Annotated in this window: 18 protein-coding genes; 3 read left to right on the top strand and 15 right to left on the bottom strand. The window is 45.0% G+C overall.

Going from position 1 to position 19,232, the window contains the following annotated elements:
* Positions 1-127: 127 nt before the first annotated feature.
* The 15 genes from H5715_RS16015 to rpmH all read right to left on the bottom strand — a co-directional run bounded on the left by H5715_RS16015 (position 128) and on the right by rpmH (position 14,662).
* Positions 128-631, bottom strand: a complete 504-nt coding sequence (locus H5715_RS16015) for a TlpA disulfide reductase family protein (protein ID WP_075184768.1) — start codon at positions 629-631, stop codon at positions 128-130.
* Between the two features lie 14 nt (positions 632-645).
* Positions 646-1,572, bottom strand: a complete 927-nt coding sequence (locus H5715_RS16020; protein WP_075184767.1) for a ParB/RepB/Spo0J family partition protein — start codon at positions 1,570-1,572, stop codon at positions 646-648.
* A 104-nt stretch (positions 1,573-1,676) separates the two neighbouring features.
* A complete protein-coding gene (locus tag H5715_RS16025; protein ID WP_075184766.1) occupies positions 1,677-2,471 on the bottom strand; it encodes a ParA family protein in 795 nt (264 codons plus the stop codon).
* Between the two features lie 24 nt (positions 2,472-2,495).
* On the bottom strand, positions 2,496-3,128 hold the full coding sequence (gene rsmG / locus H5715_RS16030) for a 16S rRNA (guanine(527)-N(7))-methyltransferase RsmG (RefSeq protein ID WP_075184765.1): 633 nt from the start codon (positions 3,126-3,128) through the stop codon (positions 2,496-2,498).
* Between the two features lie 80 nt (positions 3,129-3,208).
* Positions 3,209-3,955, bottom strand: coding sequence for a LytR/AlgR family response regulator transcription factor (locus tag H5715_RS16035; protein ID WP_075184764.1), 747 nt, complete (start codon positions 3,953-3,955; stop codon positions 3,209-3,211).
* A 155-nt stretch (positions 3,956-4,110) separates the two neighbouring features.
* Positions 4,111-5,172 carry a sensor histidine kinase gene (locus H5715_RS16040; RefSeq protein ID WP_075184763.1) on the bottom strand — a complete coding sequence of 354 codons (1,062 nt, stop codon included), beginning with the start codon at positions 5,170-5,172 and terminating at the stop codon, positions 4,111-4,113.
* A gap of 12 nt (positions 5,173-5,184) precedes the next feature.
* The gene (locus H5715_RS16045; RefSeq protein WP_075184762.1) at positions 5,185-5,943 is read right to left on the bottom strand and encodes a LiaF transmembrane domain-containing protein; all 759 of its coding nucleotides are present in this window, start codon (positions 5,941-5,943) and stop codon (positions 5,185-5,187) included.
* Positions 5,944-6,126: 183 nt separating this feature from the next.
* Entirely contained in the window at positions 6,127-6,486 is a 360-nt protein-coding gene (locus H5715_RS16050; protein WP_075184761.1) for a DUF4389 domain-containing protein, read from the bottom strand.
* A 112-nt stretch (positions 6,487-6,598) separates the two neighbouring features.
* A complete protein-coding gene (pap, locus tag H5715_RS16055; protein ID WP_075184760.1) occupies positions 6,599-8,113 on the bottom strand; it encodes a polyphosphate:AMP phosphotransferase in 1,515 nt (504 codons plus the stop codon).
* A gap of 97 nt (positions 8,114-8,210) precedes the next feature.
* Entirely contained in the window at positions 8,211-10,106 is a 1,896-nt protein-coding gene (mnmG, locus tag H5715_RS16060; RefSeq protein WP_075184759.1) for a tRNA uridine-5-carboxymethylaminomethyl(34) synthesis enzyme MnmG, read from the bottom strand.
* A gap of 665 nt (positions 10,107-10,771) precedes the next feature.
* On the bottom strand, positions 10,772-12,130 hold the full coding sequence (gene mnmE / locus H5715_RS16065) for a tRNA uridine-5-carboxymethylaminomethyl(34) synthesis GTPase MnmE (protein WP_075184758.1): 1,359 nt from the start codon (positions 12,128-12,130) through the stop codon (positions 10,772-10,774).
* 7 nt (positions 12,131-12,137) lie between these two features.
* Positions 12,138-13,841, bottom strand: a complete 1,704-nt coding sequence (yidC, locus tag H5715_RS16070) for a membrane protein insertase YidC (RefSeq protein WP_075184757.1) — start codon at positions 13,839-13,841, stop codon at positions 12,138-12,140.
* Between the two features lie 18 nt (positions 13,842-13,859).
* Complete coding sequence (gene yidD, locus H5715_RS16075) at positions 13,860-14,159, bottom strand: membrane protein insertion efficiency factor YidD (protein WP_075184756.1); 300 nt, start codon at positions 14,157-14,159, stop codon at positions 13,860-13,862.
* Entirely contained in the window at positions 14,105-14,503 is a 399-nt protein-coding gene (gene rnpA / locus H5715_RS16080) for a ribonuclease P protein component (protein WP_246434582.1), read from the bottom strand. Before rnpA ends, yidD begins: the two co-directional genes overlap by 55 nt.
* Positions 14,504-14,527: 24 nt before the next feature.
* Positions 14,528-14,662 carry a 50S ribosomal protein L34 gene (gene rpmH, locus H5715_RS16085; protein WP_075184755.1) on the bottom strand — a complete coding sequence of 45 codons (135 nt, stop codon included), beginning with the start codon at positions 14,660-14,662 and terminating at the stop codon, positions 14,528-14,530.
* A gap of 676 nt (positions 14,663-15,338) precedes the next feature.
* Here rpmH and dnaA point away from each other — a divergent pair.
* The 3 genes from dnaA to recF all read left to right on the top strand — a co-directional run bounded on the left by dnaA (position 15,339) and on the right by recF (position 19,205).
* Positions 15,339-16,865 (top strand): chromosomal replication initiator protein DnaA, encoded by a 1,527-nt coding sequence (dnaA, locus tag H5715_RS16090; protein ID WP_075184803.1) that lies wholly within the window; start codon positions 15,339-15,341, stop codon positions 16,863-16,865.
* Between the two features lie 81 nt (positions 16,866-16,946).
* On the top strand, positions 16,947-18,050 hold the full coding sequence (gene dnaN / locus H5715_RS16095; RefSeq protein WP_075184754.1) for a DNA polymerase III subunit beta: 1,104 nt from the start codon (positions 16,947-16,949) through the stop codon (positions 18,048-18,050).
* A gap of 39 nt (positions 18,051-18,089) precedes the next feature.
* Entirely contained in the window at positions 18,090-19,205 is a 1,116-nt protein-coding gene (gene recF, locus H5715_RS16100; protein ID WP_075184753.1) for a DNA replication/repair protein RecF, read from the top strand.
* Positions 19,206-19,232 lie beyond the last annotated feature (27 nt).

Raw genomic sequence — 19,232 nt, forward strand, 5'->3', positions numbered from 1 at the left:
CCAACGCGGTATAAGTAACTCTTGTTACCCTTTCAATTCAATAGAAAGTAACGAGTAAAAAAGAGCGGTTTACTCACTGTTGCCGCTGACGCTTTCGTGTTAAAAATGATTTCTAGAAAATTAATGCCTATTCGCGCAATAAGTTATTAACTTCTGCAATAATTTTAGGCAGCATACCCTCACCATAGCCAATATGTACATTCTTGATATAGCCCTTTCGATCAATCATGACCATATGCGGAATCCCGTCTACTCCCCACTGCTTGGCAACCTTGCTACCCGAATCATGGGCTAGCAATAATTCTATTCCGTCTTCTTTGAAAGCTTTGCTAATTTTTTTAACAAGCCGTTTTTTTTCGCCCTTATTAACGGCGATTACCTGCAAATTTTCTTTACCGACTTGTTTTTGTATACCTTCAAGTATTGGCATTTCTTTTAAACAGTAAGTGCACCAGGTTGCCCAAAAACTAACGATGACGACCTTGCCGGCGTAATCTGAAACATGCAACTTGTTACCCTGTAGATCTTTACCAATATAGTTGACAGGCTTTTCACCTTCACTGGGGGCAGCAATCACTAAGCAGGAAAATACATAAAACGGAAGTAAACAATAATGTGTGAGCTTTTTCATTTTTTTTCTAATTATTAATGTTCGTATCCAAGGTGCGCCAGAATACCATCTAGTTCATCCAGGCTGTTGTACTTTAATACCAGCTTGCCTTTACCTTTGGCTGAATGTTGCACCATAACCGGTACACCAACTTTTTCACCAAGGCGTTCTTCTAGCTTTTTAATATCGTGGTCAGTATTTTCTTTTTTCTCTTCTGGTTGGCTTTCTTCTTGGAGCGTTTTGCGAGCCAAAGCTTCGGCTTGGCGAACAGTCATGCCTTTAGCGACTATCTGACGGGCAACACGCTTTTGAGTTCCACTTTCCAGGGTCAGCAAGCAGCGGGCATGCCCCATTTCGAGATCCCCATGCTCCAGCAAGGTCCTCACTTCGTCACTCAGGTTGAGCAAACGCATAAGATTGGTGATAGCGGAGCGGGATTTACCCACGGCATCGGCCACTTCCTGCTGGGTAAGCTCAAATTCATCCTGAAAACGCTTGAGGGCCATAGCTTCTTCTACCGGGTTGAGATCTTCCCGTTGAATGTTTTCGATCAAAGCCAGTGCAATAGCGGTTTCGTCAGGCACTTCACGTATTACACACGGAATAGTGTGGAGTCCGGCCTGCTGTGTGGCTCGCCAGCGACGTTCACCGGCAATAATTTCGAATCTCCCCTCGCCGATTGGACGAACAACGATAGGTTGCATTACACCTTGGGCTTTTATGGATTCGGCCAATTCTTCCAAAGCTTCCGGGTGCATATCACGGCGAGGCTGGTATTTACCTCGCTGCAGGAGTTCGACCGGTATCTCTTTCAACGTTCCATCTTTGATGGTACTCGGTGAGGTGATCTCCGCCGCTACCTCGGTGGCAGCTTTAATTGCATCTGCAGGGCTAGCACCAGTGCTGGATGAGCCAGACAGCAAGGCGTCCAGGCCGCGGCCCAGTCCTTTACGTTTTACCATTTTCGTGTGTACCTCGGGTATCGGGGTGTCTTGTCTTTGTTGCCTGCCATTATATCGGCTACGGCAAAAGAAAGGCCAAGAGAACTTATGGGATAGAGAGCGTGCTAGTTAACCGTTGCCGTTTCTGCTGCTTCTGACTCAGCGCGGCGAAGAATCTCACCGGCAAGGGCAATATAAGCCATGGCCCCTTTTGACTGTCTATCGTAAGCAATTACCGGCATCCCAAAACTTGGGGCCTCGGCAAGGCGAACATTACGGGGAACACAGGTGCGATAGACCTTATCACCAAAATGGTGGTGTAGCTGCTGGGATACGTCGCCAGTAAGGCTGTTGCGAGGGTCGTACATAGTGCGCAGAATACCTTCGATTTTCAAGTTCGGGTTGAGGCGCGCCTGAATCATATTGATGGTATTTACCAATGCTGATAAGCCCTCCAGTGCGTAGTACTCACATTGCATGGGTATCAATACGCCATCGCAGGAGGTAAGCCCGTTGACGGTAAGCATGTTCAGTGAAGGAGGGCAGTCGATCAACACATAATCGTACTGACTTTTCACTTCAGCAAGGGCGTTTTTCAGCCGATACTCCCGGTTATCCAAGCTCAACATCTCGACCTCCGCAGCGGTGAGATCACCATTGGCCGGCAGAACCGAAAACTTTCCCTCTACTGAAGTGTGTAGAGCGCTCTCCAACTGAGTTAAGCCCATCAGAACATCGTAAATAGAAAATTCCACGCTATTTTTATCCACACCACTGCCCATGGTGGCATTGCCCTGTGGATCTAAATCAACCAAAAGCACTTTCTTCTTTGTTGCCGCCAGAGATGCGGCCAGATTGACGCACGTTGTGGTTTTGCCAACACCGCCTTTCTGGTTGGCTATCGCGTAGATTTTTCCCACTTAAAGACCTTTAACATTTTGATTTTACTGGTTATTTTCTTTATGCAGCACTACCAGGCAACGCTGCTCTTCCAACCCCGGTACCTGCAGTGGGTAGGAGGCAAAGACCTTATAGTGTTTTTCCATTTCGCTCAACTCATGATCAGGAAAAACACCTTTCATCGCCCAGAATTTTCCGTCCTCATGAATCAGGTGTTGGCAGTAGTCGGTCATATCCCGAAGCGACGCAAAGGCGCGGCTAATAACCCCGTCATAGAGTTTTTCCGGTTGATAGCTTTCCACACGACAATTCTCGACCTGTACGTTATCCAGTTTCAACGTTTGTTTTACCTGAAACAGGAATCGCGTTTTCTTACCCGCAGAATCCAGCAGGGTAAAATGTCGATGGGGGAAACAGATGGCCAACGGGATGCCGGGCAAACCACCACCAGTGCCCACATCAATAAATCGCTCACCGTCTATCAGGTGGGCAACACTCAAGCTATCTAGAAGATGTTTTACAACCATTTCGTTGGGATCACGAATGGCCGACAAGTTATAGGCATTATTCCACTTAATGAACAATTCCAGATAGACATTTAGAGCATCCAACTGCCCCCGACTGGGCTTGAATGTGAGTTGTTGACACGCGGTAGTGAGTAAGGTTTGATAATCCACAGGTTTTGACGCACTTGGTTACTAGGGCTGGGTATTTTAATCGCTTGGGCTAAATGAAGCGAACCAAAATAGAAAAAAGGCTATAACACCTGTATCAACCGACTGTAACCGTTGCGACTAATCGCAAACTGGCTGCCATTTTTTAGCAGAACAAAGCGGGAATCTTTACCCTCACTTTCAATCCCACTCAGATAATCCAAATTAATGATAGTTGACCTATGTATTCGGCAAAACTGTCTCGCATCCAACAAACTCTCCATATTTCCCAACCGTTCCTGCTTAATGTGATTTTGTTTCTCGGTGTGAATCACTACATAATCATCGGCAGCTTCTATCGCAACAACATCTGCTGTAGCGATAACATACACGTCTCCCTTATCGCGAACCAATATACGATTAACCGGCGCTTGCTTTTGTAGGTGTGCATGCAACAGGTTATCTGCCAGCATGGGCGAGTCGATCCCATTCTGAAGGCGTTGCTCCAGCCGCTCAACCGTTAACGCAAGACGTTCTCGACTGATAGGTTTAAGTAAATAATCCAGCGCATTATTTTCAAAGGCTTGAATCGCGTACTCATCATGAGCGGTGACAAATACGGTTAGCGGCGCGGAATCCCCCAGTAGATCAAGCACATCAAAGCCATCCAACTTTGGCATTTGAATATCCAGAAACATCACTTGGGGCTTAACTTCGTGAACGGACTTAACCGCAGCCAATCCATTTTCGCACTCTGCAAGAATATCGATTTCTGAATGAGCTTGCAGAAGGTGTCTAAGGGCCTGACGTGCGTGCGATTCGTCATCTACGATAATCGCTTTAATATCCATTGTTGTTCCCCAAAGTCGTTCGAATATGTTACTTTAATGTTGCCACCAGCCAAAGATTCTGACGCATCGATTTTATTGCTGTCATAATCTAATACCGTTGAAATATGGGCTTCGCCATTTTTCGGTGAGAAGCAACTTAAATACAATTTAAGATATTAAACAGGTAACACAAGGCTAACCGTAAAACGTCTATCCTTCCTATCTGTTCGCAATACTGCTTTATCACCATAATGTGCCCATAGCCTTTTTTCGAGCGCAGACAGACCTAAACCAGTACCGGATCTTTTTAAACCTTCCGGGTCATATGAGTTGGTAATGGTTATCCAAAGGTTCTTATTATTCACTACTATTTTTATTTCAATAAAACCAGGCTCTACACTCGAATCAAGTCCATGTTTTATACTATTCTCGATTAGGGGAAATAGCAGTAGAGGAATTGTCGATATTTTTTCACTCTCTGGCGATATTTCAAATCGGATATCTAAACGAGTTCCAAATCGCTCTTTTTCAATACTCAAGTAATTCTGAATATGCCTTACTTCATCTTTAACCGTAATTTTTTCTTTTTTTGAATAGTTAATGCTGTAGCGAAGAAAATCCGATATTTGAACACATAAATCGTGAATTTTATTTGGTGCAACAAGTGATAAATTCGCCAGCATATTTAAACTGTTATACATAAAATGAGGATGAACAGTTTCCTTAACCGCTCTTAGTTCAATTTCACTAATCAGTAATTTCTGCCTGAGTATATCGCTACGTTCATTTTCGTTTCCCGAGGCCATTAAATAGACATAGTGCACCAGTATCCATATCGCATATAGTATTGCACCTAACAAACTGTTCGTTTCCAGTGAATGTAAATAGATATTGCTTACTTCTCTCATTCCAAAGTGAGAAAGTTCCCTAGACCACCAGTACCCAAGTAACATCCAGAAACCAACTGTCACTACTGTCGCAGCCACCTGTGAACCAATCAGAATATGGACGGACGTTTTTTCAATTGGTAGACGTAAACATAAATGGATATTGGAAAAACAAAGAAATAGATATGAAAAATACCATGGCACAACCAATGCCATGCTCTCGATAAGTGCTTGCTCATGAAAGCGAGCTTGCATAAGCTCTGCAATAAGAAAGACAACTAAAAGTGTAATCAACATCCAAAATAGAAGTACCGCTCGAAAGCTGAGACTAGAACTAAATATTGGATGCATTATTTTGCTCTTTTAGTTAGTAATTTCGATACCACCCATCAAGGCAATTCCGGAAATAACCAAATGTTTTTTTGGTAGGCCCAGTTTTTCGGCCAGGCATGTAGTTTTATTAGATATACCACCTAATAATGGTATCGCTTTAACGGTTACTTGCCAGTGGGGAGGAACCTTGAACCTTGCCCCCCCTATAATGGCAACAACCTCAATTTCAATAAGAGCGTTTTTACTGTCTGCTTCGCTAATATCTATATCAGCCCCACCCAAAATACAAACGGCACTACCAGTGGCAATATTCTGTGAACGCGTACTATAATTTCCACCTGCTAGAATAGTGGCTATTTCAATTTTTGTTTCCTCTCCAGGCAATAACCTTTCATTGTTATGGCTTCCAGAGCTATCGGTGATATTCAAGAATCTTTGATAATCACCATTGTTATTTGTTGGCCGTAAGATATAGAAGCCTACAATCAATAATATGATAGGCGCTATTAACGCACCAATACTAAAACTGAAAAAATTGTATTTACTCAGTGTAAATACAATTCCAATACCCATAAGAAAATAGGGCAGTGCTATGGTTTTAGGTTGTTTTACATTACGGGAACCATAGAGCAGTATTGCGCCAACAAAGATTAACACAATGGTCCAGTAATTTAGCAGCAGGGCAAGAAACTTAAAACCCATATTATTGAAGAGTAATAAAACAGCAAAAACTATTAAGCCCATTCCAACTAGTGAACGCGGTTTAAAGCTGCCCATATTTTTTTTCATTTCTAAACCCTAATTAAGTAATTTTTGTGTAACCAAAATAACGAATAGATTTTTCCTCGAAATTAAAAATATTGGCGCATTAAAGTTAATAGTTGATACTTGATACTTGATACTGTGTAAAATCTACTAATCACTTAATTCGTCTACGATTTTCTATCGCCATTATTTTGGTTTAAAATATTATTAATCGTCCTTATCGCTTACAGTTGCCTCCACAATTACAGCTTCGGTTATTTCTTCTTTAGCTGTTTCTGGTGCAGGCCAACTATTAAAGGGGAAGGGCTTTTCTTCAGTGTTGTAGCTAACAAAATTTAACCCCTGATGTATAAAAGCTGAAAGAGAGCTACCCAAAGAACGTAGGTTACTGTTATCGCGGCCCGTACCCAATACAAATAGAAACTGCAGTGCGCAGATTATCCACATTATCGCCCCAGCCACATGTAGTAACATGGCAAATAACAGCATAAATATTAGTCTGAGCCAGTGACTGTGGTTTTTAACATTGTGACGGAATTGGTCGTGATCGATGGTTTGCGTAGTCATTGAAAATCTCCCTGGTTGAGTTGCAACCAGAATACACTCCACTACGCACTATTTTTTTGTAAATTCGGTGAACGACGTTTAGTTATCGGTAAACGGTGGATTAAAAAATAACTTACTCTGTGCTATTCGATAGACCATCACTTTTTGTCGTTTTTTCCAGCTGTTTAAGTTTTTTCTTAAACGCATTAACAACTATTCCAAGAACTTCTAACCGCGCTTTATCTTTAAAATCGGTGCTAATTACCGACCAAGGTGCATGTTCAGTACTGGTACGCTCGATCATATCTTCCACTGCCACCACATAATCATCCCAACGTTCTCGATTACGGTAGTCTTCTTCAGTAATCTTGAACTTCTTGTAATCTGTTTGTTCGCGATCTTCAAAGCGACTCAACTGTTCTTCCTTGCTGATATTAATCCAGAATTTTAGAACGATAGTGTTGTGGATCGTGAGTTGTTCCTCAAAATCGTTGATTTCCTTGTAGGCCCGTTGCCACTCATTATCTTTGGCAAAGCCTTCTACCCTCTCAACTAGAACACGGCCGTACCAGCTTCGATCATAAATGGTCATCTGCCCGTTTCGAGGAATATCACGCCAGAAGCGCCACATATAGTTGTGGGCATATTCATCTTCGGTGGGCTTAGCGATTGGTTTTATCCTATAGAAACCCGCATCAAGAGAAGATACCAAACGACGAATGGCGCCCCCTTTACCCGCTGCATCCCAACCTTCAAAGGCCATAACCACTGGAATTTCATGTTTACGTATTTCAAACATCAGTTTGCGTAGCTTGGTTTGCAGTTTTTTGAGTTTGACCTTGCTCTCACCGCGATCGGGCCGCGCATCTTCTGGCTCTGGGGGGACATCAATCACTACCCGTTCACCACGGTAACCGTTTTGAACGTCCGGCTCGGCTGCCTTTTGCTCGGTCTGATCCAACCAGTTCTGTAATTTTCGCTTAATAATTTCACCAACTTCCAGGTTGCGCAACTGCGCATCGGAACCGTCGATCACATACCAGTGATTGGTGGGCGTACTGGTGGCGTCCAGGGTTTTTTGAATTGCCTCCATGGCTTCCGGGTAGTTTTTAAGCGCCAATTCATCTTTTACGTCGAAGTAGGGGGTATCGCGAATTTCTGCCACGCGCTTACGTAGAACGGGCTCGGTAATATGCAGCCAGCACTTAATCATTAAAGCGCCATCGTCAGTGTGTTTTTTCTCGAAGTTCTGAATATACGTTTCGCGTTTGCGCAGCTTTTTTTCGCTTATTTCGCCGTTAAGGTATTGAACAATCGAGGTACTGGTCCAATCCCGCAGGTAAACGGCTACTTCACCGGCGCCAGGCAGGTCTCGCCAAAAGCGCCAAAAAAAAGGACGAATATCCTCATCATACTGAGTGGGGCCATAGGCGTTAACGCTGAGAAAACGCGGGTCCATCCACTTGGATAGCGCATTGATGGTTTCATGTCGACCAGAACGATCATCCCCCGCAATTACAATAATCACAGGTTTATCTCGCTCTCGAATTCGGTGCTGCAGTTGCAACAATTCAGCGCGCAACAAGCGCACACGCTCTTTGTAGTCTTCCTTAGAAATAACTGGGGCGGGCTGGCTTAACTCAGTCATAGCTTTTACTTTGCTTGGAGGTTTAATTTGAGCATAGCAAAGCCGCTGTGATGACTAAAGACTAATTAAGCGGAAAATAATTCGCTCTTACTTTACATCAGCTTGTCACCGCGGCCTGTTTTTTGAGTAAACCACGCTTTTTCAGGTATATCAGCAATAGCGATACGGCCGCGGGCGTAACCCCCGGGATACGAGAAGCTCTGGCGATCGTATCCGGTTTTGCCTCGCTAAGCTTTTGTTTCAACTCGTTGGATAGACCTTCAACGGTGGTGTAATCGAAATCAACCGGAACCGGAGTATTTTCGTGTTGGCGTAAACGGGTAATTTCATCCTGTTGTCTATCGATATAGCCAGCATATTTGGCACTTATTTCTACCTGCTCAGCCACTGCAGTGACCGAAACACCTTCGCCCTTTAGATTACCGAGATCCTGATAACTTAATTCTGGGCGCTTAAGTAAATCCATCAGCGAATATTCACGGTTAAGTGGAGCGGTTAACTTATCCGCTAATCGATTCGCTTCGTCGCTACCCGCCTGAATCCAGGTGCTTTTAAAGCGCTGGGTTTCCAGTTCTACGGCTTCGCGCTTTTCACAAAACGCCTGCCAACGTTGATCATCAACCAAACCAAGCTCGCGGCCTTTTTCGGTAAGACGACTATCAGCATTATCTTCACGTAGCAACAGGCGATATTCCGCTCGGCTGGTAAACATCCGGTAGGGTTCGCGCGTCCCCATGGTAATAAGATCGTCGGCCAAAACACCGATATAGGCCTGATCCCGCTCTGGGCACCAGGGCTCTCGGCCCAGAACCTTGAGTGCGGCATTCGCACCAGCTAGCAATCCCTGGGCGCCAGCTTCCTCGTAGCCTGTTGTACCGTTAATCTGACCAGCGAAGAATAAACCGGCTATCGCTTTGGTCTCGAAGCTGTACTGTAAATCTTGCGGATTGAAAAAATCATACTCAATGGCATAGCCGGGACGGCAGATATGGGCGTTTTCAAAACCCTTAATCGAGCGCACCAGAGCCAACTGAATATCAAAGGGTAAACTGGTGGAAATGCCGTTGGGGTAGAGTTCGTGGGTCGTTAGCCCTTCCGGCTCTATAAAAATCTGATGGCTGTCTTTGTCGGCAAAGCGATTAACCTTGTCTTCAATGGATGGACAGTAGCGTGGGCCAACCCCTTCAATTACACCGGTAAACATAGGGGAACGATCGAACCCACCGCGAATGATCTCGTGCGTCTGCAGATTAGTATGGGTAATCCAACAACAGGTCTGCTGAGGATGGTCGTCTGACGAGCCCAAGTAGGACATAGCCGTAACGGGGCTGTCTCCCCACTGTTCTTCCAAGCCATCAAAATTAACCGAACGAGCATCAATACGCGGCGGTGTGCCGGTCTTTAGTCGTTCAACCCGCAAAGGAAGCTCACGCAGCCGACCTGCGAGAGAAATAGACGGAGGATCCCCCGCGCGACCACCCGAGTGGTTTTCCATGCCTATATGGATGCGACCACCGAGAAACGTTCCCGCTGTAAGCACAACAGCAGGTGCTCTGAATTTTAAACCCATCTGCGTAATAACCCCCGTAACCCTTTCTCCTTCAACGATAAGGTCATCCACCGCTTGTTGGAAAATAGAGAGGTTCGGCTGATTTTCGAGGGTTTCACGAATGGCGGCTTTGTACAGAATACGGTCGGCCTGCGCACGTGTAGCTCTAACAGCTGGGCCCTTGCGGTTATTTAGCACGCGAAACTGAATCCCTCCCTTATCCGTCGCTTTCGCCATTACTCCGCCAAGGGCATCAATTTCTTTTACCAAGTGACTCTTACCAATACCGCCTATAGCCGGGTTACAGCTCATCTGGCCCAGTGTTTCAATATTGTGAGTTAACAGTAGGGTCTTACATCCCATGCGGGCAGCGGCTAGACAGGCTTCAGTTCCTGCATGTCCTCCACCAATCACAATAACGTCAAAATCCGTTGGATAAATCATATTTCAGCCTGAGCTCATTTTAAGAGGCAAAAAGGGCGAGCATTATAAGGATTGCTGTTCAAAAAAAGAACTTTGTTTTTTCGGAAAAGAGTCGTTATTACTTATATATAAGTTAATAGAAAAATAGATTAGTTATTTAGATAGATTAGTTATAGTTATTAATATTAGCCAAGCTAATTTCTGTGAATAACCAATTATTTTCTAATTAAATCAAATAGATACGGGAATGATAATGCACTTATAAAAGTGGTATTAGCTGCGTAACTGCTGGTAGCAAACTGTAGTGAAAAAGGGCACTTATTCATGCGGTTATTTTTTGTACTAAATTTGTGTGGATAAATTCCAATGTTTTTCCCAGCTTGTTACAGTGGTTACTCATAAGTTATTCACAACTGGTTGATTGGTATACGGTTTTAAGTTTTTTGTTGTGATTTTTTTGTGGATAAACTCTGGTTAAGTTTTGATAGTGATTGTTTACTGTTCTTTCTCTGTTAATAAAGTGTTAGTTAGTGTGAATAAGTTTTACGCGAAGATATGTCTTTGTTGCTTGCCGGAGCTAAGTCGGCAATAAATAGCCACAACTCAGAGCGCATCAGACACGAATATTTGAACTAGTGAACGGAGGAGTGAAACCTTGGGGGAGAGGAATAGTCTTGAGTGTTTGCTTACTTACCGATACAAAAGCTGGAAAAAATCTTTCCCAGTAAGTCGTCCGGTGTGAATTTACCGGTAATTTCACTCAAGTGCTCTTGAGCGAGGCGTAGATCGTCTGCCAGAAGTTCGCCGGCAGCGTGATGCCGCAGTTGGTATTGGCCGGTCAGTAGGTATTCCTGGGCCTTGTTTATGGCTTCGATATGGCGTCGCCGAGCGCTGAAGCCGCCTTCTGCGACGGAGTGGAAGCCCATGATCTGCTTTAGGTGCTCCCGAATATTATCTAGGCCAGAACCGGTTTTTGCTGAAATGGCAATTTCGTGGATATTCGATTTCTGTTCTTGAATTTGGTAACCGCTTTCGTCGATCTTATTGGTGATGATAGTAAGCTTTGAAAATGCTTCAGGGTGCTTACCCAGCTGCTCCCAGTAGTCTTCTTGTTCAAGGTTAACGGGGGGGTTTGTACTATCGACCATCAATAGAATGCGGTCGGCCTGCTCAATTTCCTTCCAGGCCCTTTCTATACCGATCTGCTCTACTTTGTCTGAACTTTTACGTAAACCGGCGGTGTCGATTACATGGAGCGGCATTCCATCGATATGAATATGTTCACGCAGCACATCACGGGTGGTGCCTTCAATGTCGGTTACGATCGCCACTTCGCGCTGTGCGAGGGCATTTAGAAGACTCGATTTTCCCGCGTTGGGGCGTCCTGCAATAACCACTTTCATTCCTTCCCGCATGAGTACGCCCTGCTGGGCGCTATCCAAGATTGAGGCGGTTTCTTCTATTAGGGTTTGCAGGTCACCTTGTACTTTACCGTCACTCAAAAAGTCAATTTCCTCTTCCGGGAAATCAATCGCGGATTCGACATACATTCGTAAATGTATTAATCCGTCGACTAATGAATTGATCTTCTTTGAAAAATCTCCCTTTAAGGAGTTTAACGCTTGTTTGGCTGCTTGTTGAGAGCTGGCGTCGATCAGGTCGGCAATAGCTTCAGCTTGGGCAAGGTCGAGTTTATCGTTGAGAAATGCTCTTTCAGAAAACTCACCGGGGAGGGCCATGCGTGCGCCCGATTTGAGAATGGCAGAGAGCAGCATATCCAAAATAACCGGACCGCCGTGTCCCTGAAATTCCAGTACATCTTCGCCGGTAAAGGAGTTTGGGTTTGGAAAGAAAAGGGCTAAACCCTGGTCGAGAGCTTTGTGCTCGTCGTCAAGGAATGTGGTGTAGGTTGCTTCTCGGGGTTTGGGCGTAAAACCCAGAATGGATTTTGCAATTTTTTTGCTGTTCGGGCCGGAAACCCTAACGATGCCGACACCACCGCGTCCGGGTGCGGTGGCAATTGCTGCGATGGTGTCGGTTGTCATTGGAGTATTAGCTATTTTCTATCTGTTTGGTGATCACGTATTGCTGGGTAATCGACAGGGTGTTGTTCACTACCCAGTAGAGTACCAAGCCTGCGGGAAACATCATAAACAGTGCGGTAAAGAAGATAGGCATCATTTGCATAATCTTCGCCTGCATTGGATCTGGAGGGGTCGGATTCAGTTTTTGTTGGATCCACATGGTGGCGCCCATAATTAGCGGCAGCACAAAAAACGGGTCGCGAACACTTAAATCGTGAATCCATAGAAAGAAAGGAGAGTGTCGTAACTCAACACTTTCCATCAGCGTCCAGTAGAGTGCTAGGAAAACTGGCATTTGCAGCAGTACCGGTAAACAGCCGCCCAATGGATTTACTTTTTCTTTCTTATATAGCTTCATCAACTCGCCAGACATTTTCTGGCGGTCATCCCCAAAGCGCTCCTTTAACTCAGCCATTAACGGCTGAACTTTGCGCATTTTCGCCATAGAACGGTAGCTCATGGCGGAGGGGTAGAAGAATAATAACTTGATCGCGCAAGTCAGAAGAATAATTGCGATACCCCAGTTGCCTACCCAGCCCTGGATATACGTTAGAGAGAAATATAGGGGTTTGGCAATCATCCACAACCAACCAAAGTCGATGGTGAGGTCGAGATAGGGCGAAATCTTTTCTAGGTTGCCGATATTTTTCGGGCCGGAGTAGAAAGATGCTTTTAAGCTACCAGTGGAGTTAGGCGCAATTGTCGTACGTTCGCTGGTAAATCCAAGCAGATATATATCTGTTGAGCGACTTTTACGCAAGTTGTAGTGATTGGTCTTTTCGGCATCAGGAATCCAGGCACTGATAAAGTAGTGCTGGATCATAGCAACCCAGCCACCCGCGTTTTCGGATTTTACCGGGTTATCATCCAACTCACTAAACTTGATTTTTTTGTAGTTGGTATCGGGTGTGGTGATGGCTGCTCCCAGGTACGGCTTCATACTCATGCCTGAGCTCGTATCCGGGTTGTAGCTATCGCGTTTGATTTGCCCAAACAGGTTAGCCTGCCAATCTGTTGTGCTGTTGTTCGTTACCAGATATTCAATTGCGATCAGATGGCTAGCACGAGTAAAGGTAAATCGCTTAATGATATCGGCATCAGCTTGCTTTAAGGTCAGATCGATAGACAGCGTGTCTTGATCTTCGCCTAATTTATATTCGTTCGCTTCAACGGAATATATTGGGCGGCCTTTATTACCGTCAGTACCATTTGGGCCAATCAATCCCGACTGAGCAACATAAGTGTGGGATTCTGTTCTGTTTAACAGAACAAAGGGATTGTCATTTTCGTTAAGTTTTGCGTTGTAGTCGAGCAGCGCAACTTTAACGATGTCGCCACCCTGGGTATCGATTAGTATCTCGGCGTTATCAGTAGTAACCGTGATCAACTGTGAATAGCTGTCAGCGGGTTGCGATATATCGTTGCTTTCAGCAGAACCGTTTTTGACGGTCGGTGCATCGGGAATATCACCGATGGCATTTTCCCGAGCGCTTTCAGGTAAAGAAGGCGTGGGCACCTCTTGGCGAGGGGCGGGAGATGCGACTAGTGTTGTTTGGTCGTTGGACGCTACTGAATTTTCCAGTTGCTCTTCCTTGAACTCATTCCAGCGAATAAACAACAGGAACAAAACAATCAGAATGCCCCCAATGAGCGAGTTTCGAAGCCAATTCATGGTGGATAACTACCGTTTTTAGTGATGATGGTGTGAATGTGAAGACTGGCCTGGCACAGGATCGTAACCGCCGGGATGCCAGGGATGGCATTTGCCGAGTCGTTTTAGGGAGAGCCAGGATCCTCGGGAAATACCGTGTAGTTGGATTGCGTCTATTGCATAACTAGAGCAGGTTGGCTCAAAGCGGCACCTGGGGCCTAATAAAGGGCTGATCAGGTAACGGTATAAATAAACAGGTAGGAGAACGAGGCGTTTTGTCAGCGTTAATTGACTGCGGTGTTTCCCGTTTTTTTCACCCGTTTGGCAAGACGTTTCCATAGATTTTCTAGGATTTCGAGTAATTCTTGGTTGGCAATTTGGTCGCCACCCCGTCGGGCCAGAACTATAGCATCTATTGCTGGCAGATTGTGCTGTTTCAGGCGGAATGTCTCGCGAATTAAGCGCTTCACGCGGTTTCGGTTTACGGCTAAACGAATATTTTTTTTAGCGATAATTAAACCGAGTCGGGGATAACCCAGATTATTAGCTTTGGCGAGTATAAGGAAGTTTGAATGGGGGGCTTTGAATTGGGCGTTATCAAAGACAGCAGTGAAATCGCCGGAGTTTAGTAACCTATCAGTTTTTCGGAAAGAGAGATCTTTCAACCGATCAGAGTCATCCACCCCGGCGACCTGCAAAATGTAAAATTAAGCTGCTAACAGCTGTCGGCCTTTGGCACGACGACGAGCGAGTACTTTGCGGCCATTCTTAGTAGACATACGAGCACGAAAACCGTGTGTACGCTTGCGCTTCAAATTGCTTGGTTGAAACGTTCTTTTCATTCCAGTTCACCTGTAAATTCTGAGGAGAAAAGAACTCCCCGTAATACGTTTATTCAGAATCTGACACCAGACCCCAGAAGGACGCGCGATTTTATAGAAGGGGCCGGGAAAAATCAATCGATTTAGTGATTGCTGGGTATTAATAGCGAGTCTCGATTTATTTAGGTGTTGTTGATAGTGGTCGTTTTTCAAGGAATAGCGCACCAATTGACAGCTTATCCAAAACATATAAACAGACATATCCACAGGTATCGTCTTTTTGATTATATTTTAAAAAGATATAAACAGATTGAATAACTGGACATATCCTATTTTTAACTGATTGAATACAAACAGAAAAATGGCGTATCAGCTGTTTTTTGGGTGAACGCGCTGTGGATAAAACACCATGACTGGAGTAAACTGACCGCCGCTTGTTGATAAATACTTAAGTGATATGGCGCTTAAAGTAACAACTGGTCGAACTTCGTAGAATAGTGTGTTCAAGCGCTATTTAGCGCTAGCGAACAACTCGAATTTTTTCTCTGGCTGTAAAGCCAGCCCGTTATTGTTGTGGGGTTGGCTAGGCGTTGTTTTTCTGAGTGAATTGCAACTCATTTTCTTTTTATATAGTCGATACAACAATCCGGTTTTGGCATTGTTCGGATCGTTATTTACGCGGTTATGGAGTACTGAATTGTCCGAAACAAGTTGGGAGCAGTGTGTTTCCTTTTTGCAGACTGAGCTACCCGCTCAACAGTTTAATACTTGGATAAGACCACTAAGGGTGGCAGATTGTTCGGGTAACCGATTGAGCTTGCTCGCACCTAACCGTTTTGTACTCGATTGGGTAAACGATAAATTTAAAAATCGTATTGAAGAAATACTGGCGGAGCAATCTGATCAATTTCGAACGATTGAAATTGCCGTTGCCCCACGTAGTAATACAGGATTTGAGGTACAAATTAAGCGCGAACCTGTTGTTGTGCCCGAGCCCGCTGCGGTTACTGAAGATCCACATATCGACCTAGGGCTAAGACCAGTATTACCTCAGTCCCCACGGGAGCCCGTTATTTCAGATGAGTTTAGAGGGGCTGCAACACTTCTTAGCGATACCGGGCATTCTCAGAGGATAGTCGAAAATTTTGGAGAGTTCTCTGCAGATCGGGTAAAAAGGAAGGACGTAGAGGGCGGTATTCAGCACAAGCATAACCTTAACACCAATTTTATTTTTGAGAATTTCGTTGTAGGTAAATCCAATCAATTGGGCTTGGCTGCAGCTAGCCAGGTTGCCGAAAACCCCGGTGGTTCTTACAACCCTCTCTTTATATACGGTGGCGTTGGGTTGGGGAAAACGCACTTGATGCATGCTGTGGGTAATGCCTTGATGGAGCGAAAGCCTGGCGCTAGAGTCGTATACTTGCATTCTGAGCGCTTTGTTGCTGATATGGTTAAGGCCCTGCAGTTAAACGCTATTAACGAATTCAAGCGTTACTATCGGTCTGTCGATGCTCTACTTATTGACGATATTCAGTTCTTTGCTGGGAAAGAGCGCTCCCAGGAAGAGTTCTTCCATACATTCAACGCATTGTTGGAAGGTGGGCAGCAAATTATTCTGACTTGCGATAAATATCCGAAAGAAATTAATGGCCTAGAGGAGCGTTTAAAATCCCGTTTCGGTTGGGGTTTAACCGTCGCTATTGAACCGCCGGAACTGGAAACGCGCGTTGCTATTTTAAAGCGCAAGGCCGAGTCGGTTTCAGTCCCCTTACCCAATGATGCGGCGTTCTTTATTGCTCAGCGAATTCGCTCAAACGTACGTGAGCTTGAAGGTGCTTTGAAGAGAGTGATTGCGAATTCACATTTTACGGGGCGTGAAATATCTGTAGATTTGGTCCGAGAGTCGTTAAAAGATCTATTGGCACTTCAGGATCGACTGGTTAGTATCGATAATATACAGCGTGTAGTCGCAGAGTATTATAAAATCAAGGTTTCCGACTTACTTTCTAAGCGTCGCAGCCGTTCAGTTGCTCGGCCGCGGCAGGTAGCGATGTATTTGGCAAAAGATTTGACTCATCACAGTCTGCCGGAAATTGGTGACGCCTTTGGGGGGCGAGATCACACGACTGTTTTACATGCGTGTCGAAAAATAAGAGAGCTGCAGGAATCTGATAGCGATATTCGTGAAGATGTTAAAAACCTGCTGCGAACCCTCACCAGTTAGGGAGCAGTAAGCGAAAGTTTTTTGCCTGAATAGTACAATCTGCCATCGTTGCTAAAATTCAAACTTATAAAGAGAAGCAGTATGAAATTTGCCGTTTCGCGTGAAGCTTTAATTAAACCTTTGCAGCTGGTTGCCGGTGTTGTTGAACGCCGCCAGACGCTGCCTGTACTGGCAAATGTTTTGTTGGTTATCGAAGACAGTCAGTTGTCGTTAACGGGTACAGATTTGGAAGTTGAGATCGTTGGTCGCGTGCAGTTGGATTCAGCTCCAGGTGACGGGGAGATTACCGTTCCAGCGAAGAAGTTTTTGGATATCTGTCGGGCACTTCCCGAAGGTTCAATAATAGAATTTTCTCTTAAAGATCAAAAGGTTACGGTTAAAAGTGGGAGAACGCGCTTTACCTTGTCCACGCTGCCGGCCAATGAGTTTCCTGCGGTAGAGCAGGGTGCAAACGATATACAGTTTGTTTGTGAGCAAAAAGAGATAAAGCGTTTGATTGATCGTACCAGTTTTGCAATGGCACAGCAGGATGTTCGTTACTACTTAAATGGCATGTTGTGGGAAGTTCGTCCTAACGAGTTGCGCGTTGTCGCAACCGATGGCCATCGCCTCGCGATGTGTACGCGCCCGGTTAATATTAACTCTGAAAATAGCAAGCAGGCGATTTTGCCGCGCAAAGGTGTGATCGAGCTTTCGCGCTTGCTAAACGATAGTGGAGAATCCGTCGAAATTTCGCTGGGCTCCAGTCATATTAGAGCCGCGACAACCGACTACACCTTCACATCTAAACTGGTCGACGGAAAATTCCCCGATTACGAGCGTGTATTGCCAAAAGGTGGTGATAAGGTGGTATTGGGTAATAGAGCAGACCTTAAACAGGCATTTGCGCGCACATCAATTCTATCTAACGAAAAGTATCGTGGGGTACGTCTTGAGTTGGAGTCGGGATTATTGACCATTATTGCCAACAACCCCGAGCAAGAAGAAGCTCAGGATCAGGTCGCTGTAGACTATAATGGCGACGCTCTGGAAGTAGGTTTTAACGTGAGTTATTTACAGGACGTAACCAACGTATTGGACTCCGAAAATATAAAACTAACACTGGCCGACTCTAACAGCTCTGCATTACTCGAAGAACCAGAGAATTCAGATTCCGCCTATGTTGTGATGCCGATGCGGCTATAACACAACATAATGTGTTTCCTGCTCGACTAGTAGCAGTATATGCCCTCACTTAAAAAGTTATCTATAGAATCCTTTCGCAATCTTCGCACGGCTCTAATCGAGCCGGGCGAGGCTATTAACCTTATTGTAGGCGTGAACGGTTCCGGTAAAACCTCTCTTCTTGAATCCATTAGCGTCTTGGCCCACGGTCGTTCTTTTCGAACGCACAAATACCGACGGTTGATCAATCACGATGGATCTCAGTTTACGATCTTTGGTTTGGTTCAGGATGAGGACGAGCAGCCGTTCGAGCACAGAATGGGAGTGGTTAGGTCGTCCAACGGAAAGTTTGCTATTAAAATAGATGGCCTGCCGGTTCATACCTCAGCAGAGCTTGCACAACGCCTACCTTTACTGGTTTTGAATGCGAACTCCTTCCAGTTGCTAGAAGGCGCCTCCCGTTATAGGCGGCAATTTTTTGATTGGTTAGTGTTTCACGTGAAACATGACTACAAGAATTGTTGGAAGGCATACTCGAAGTGCATCAAACATCGGAATAGTTTGCTGCGTTCTGGTAAAATTGCGTCCAGTGAAATTGCTCCATGGAATAGAGAGATCGCTCAAGTAGCCGAAGGCCTAGAGCAGATGCGGTCGGAGGTCTTCACGCCGTTTAAACAGGCGTTTCATAGCGCATTAGCAGACTTTGTGTTTTCTGATGGTGGCCAGTCTGTAGATATACAGTACGTGTCCGGGTGGAAGGAAGGTGCGAATTATTTGGAACAGTTGGAGCAGTCAGAAGAGAAAGACTTGCGACTGGGTTATACCAGTATTGGATCTCATCGCTCCGATCTAAAAATTAACGCGGGTAAGTCACCCGCTGTAGAGTTACTCTCTCGGGGGCAACAGAAATCAGTAATAGTCTCCATGTTTTTAGCAGAAGCTTCAGTCTTTCACCAATTGACCGAGAAAAGGCCGGTTTTCCTGTTGGATGATTTACCTTCTGAGCTTGATCTGAGCAACTTAAAAGTGATCGGTAACGCGATTCAGGCATTGGAATCCCAGGTGTTTGTAACGGCTATCGACTCGCGCGCTATCACAGAGTGCTGGAATGGCCCTGTTTTGGATGATTTAAAAATGTTTCACGTGAAACATGGCGAAATTCATGATTTCACATAAAAGACTACTAAGAGACCGATTCGAATT

Source organism: Teredinibacter haidensis (genome assembly GCF_014211975.1).
In the GTDB taxonomy this organism is placed as follows: domain Bacteria; phylum Pseudomonadota; class Gammaproteobacteria; order Pseudomonadales; family Cellvibrionaceae; genus Teredinibacter; species Teredinibacter haidensis.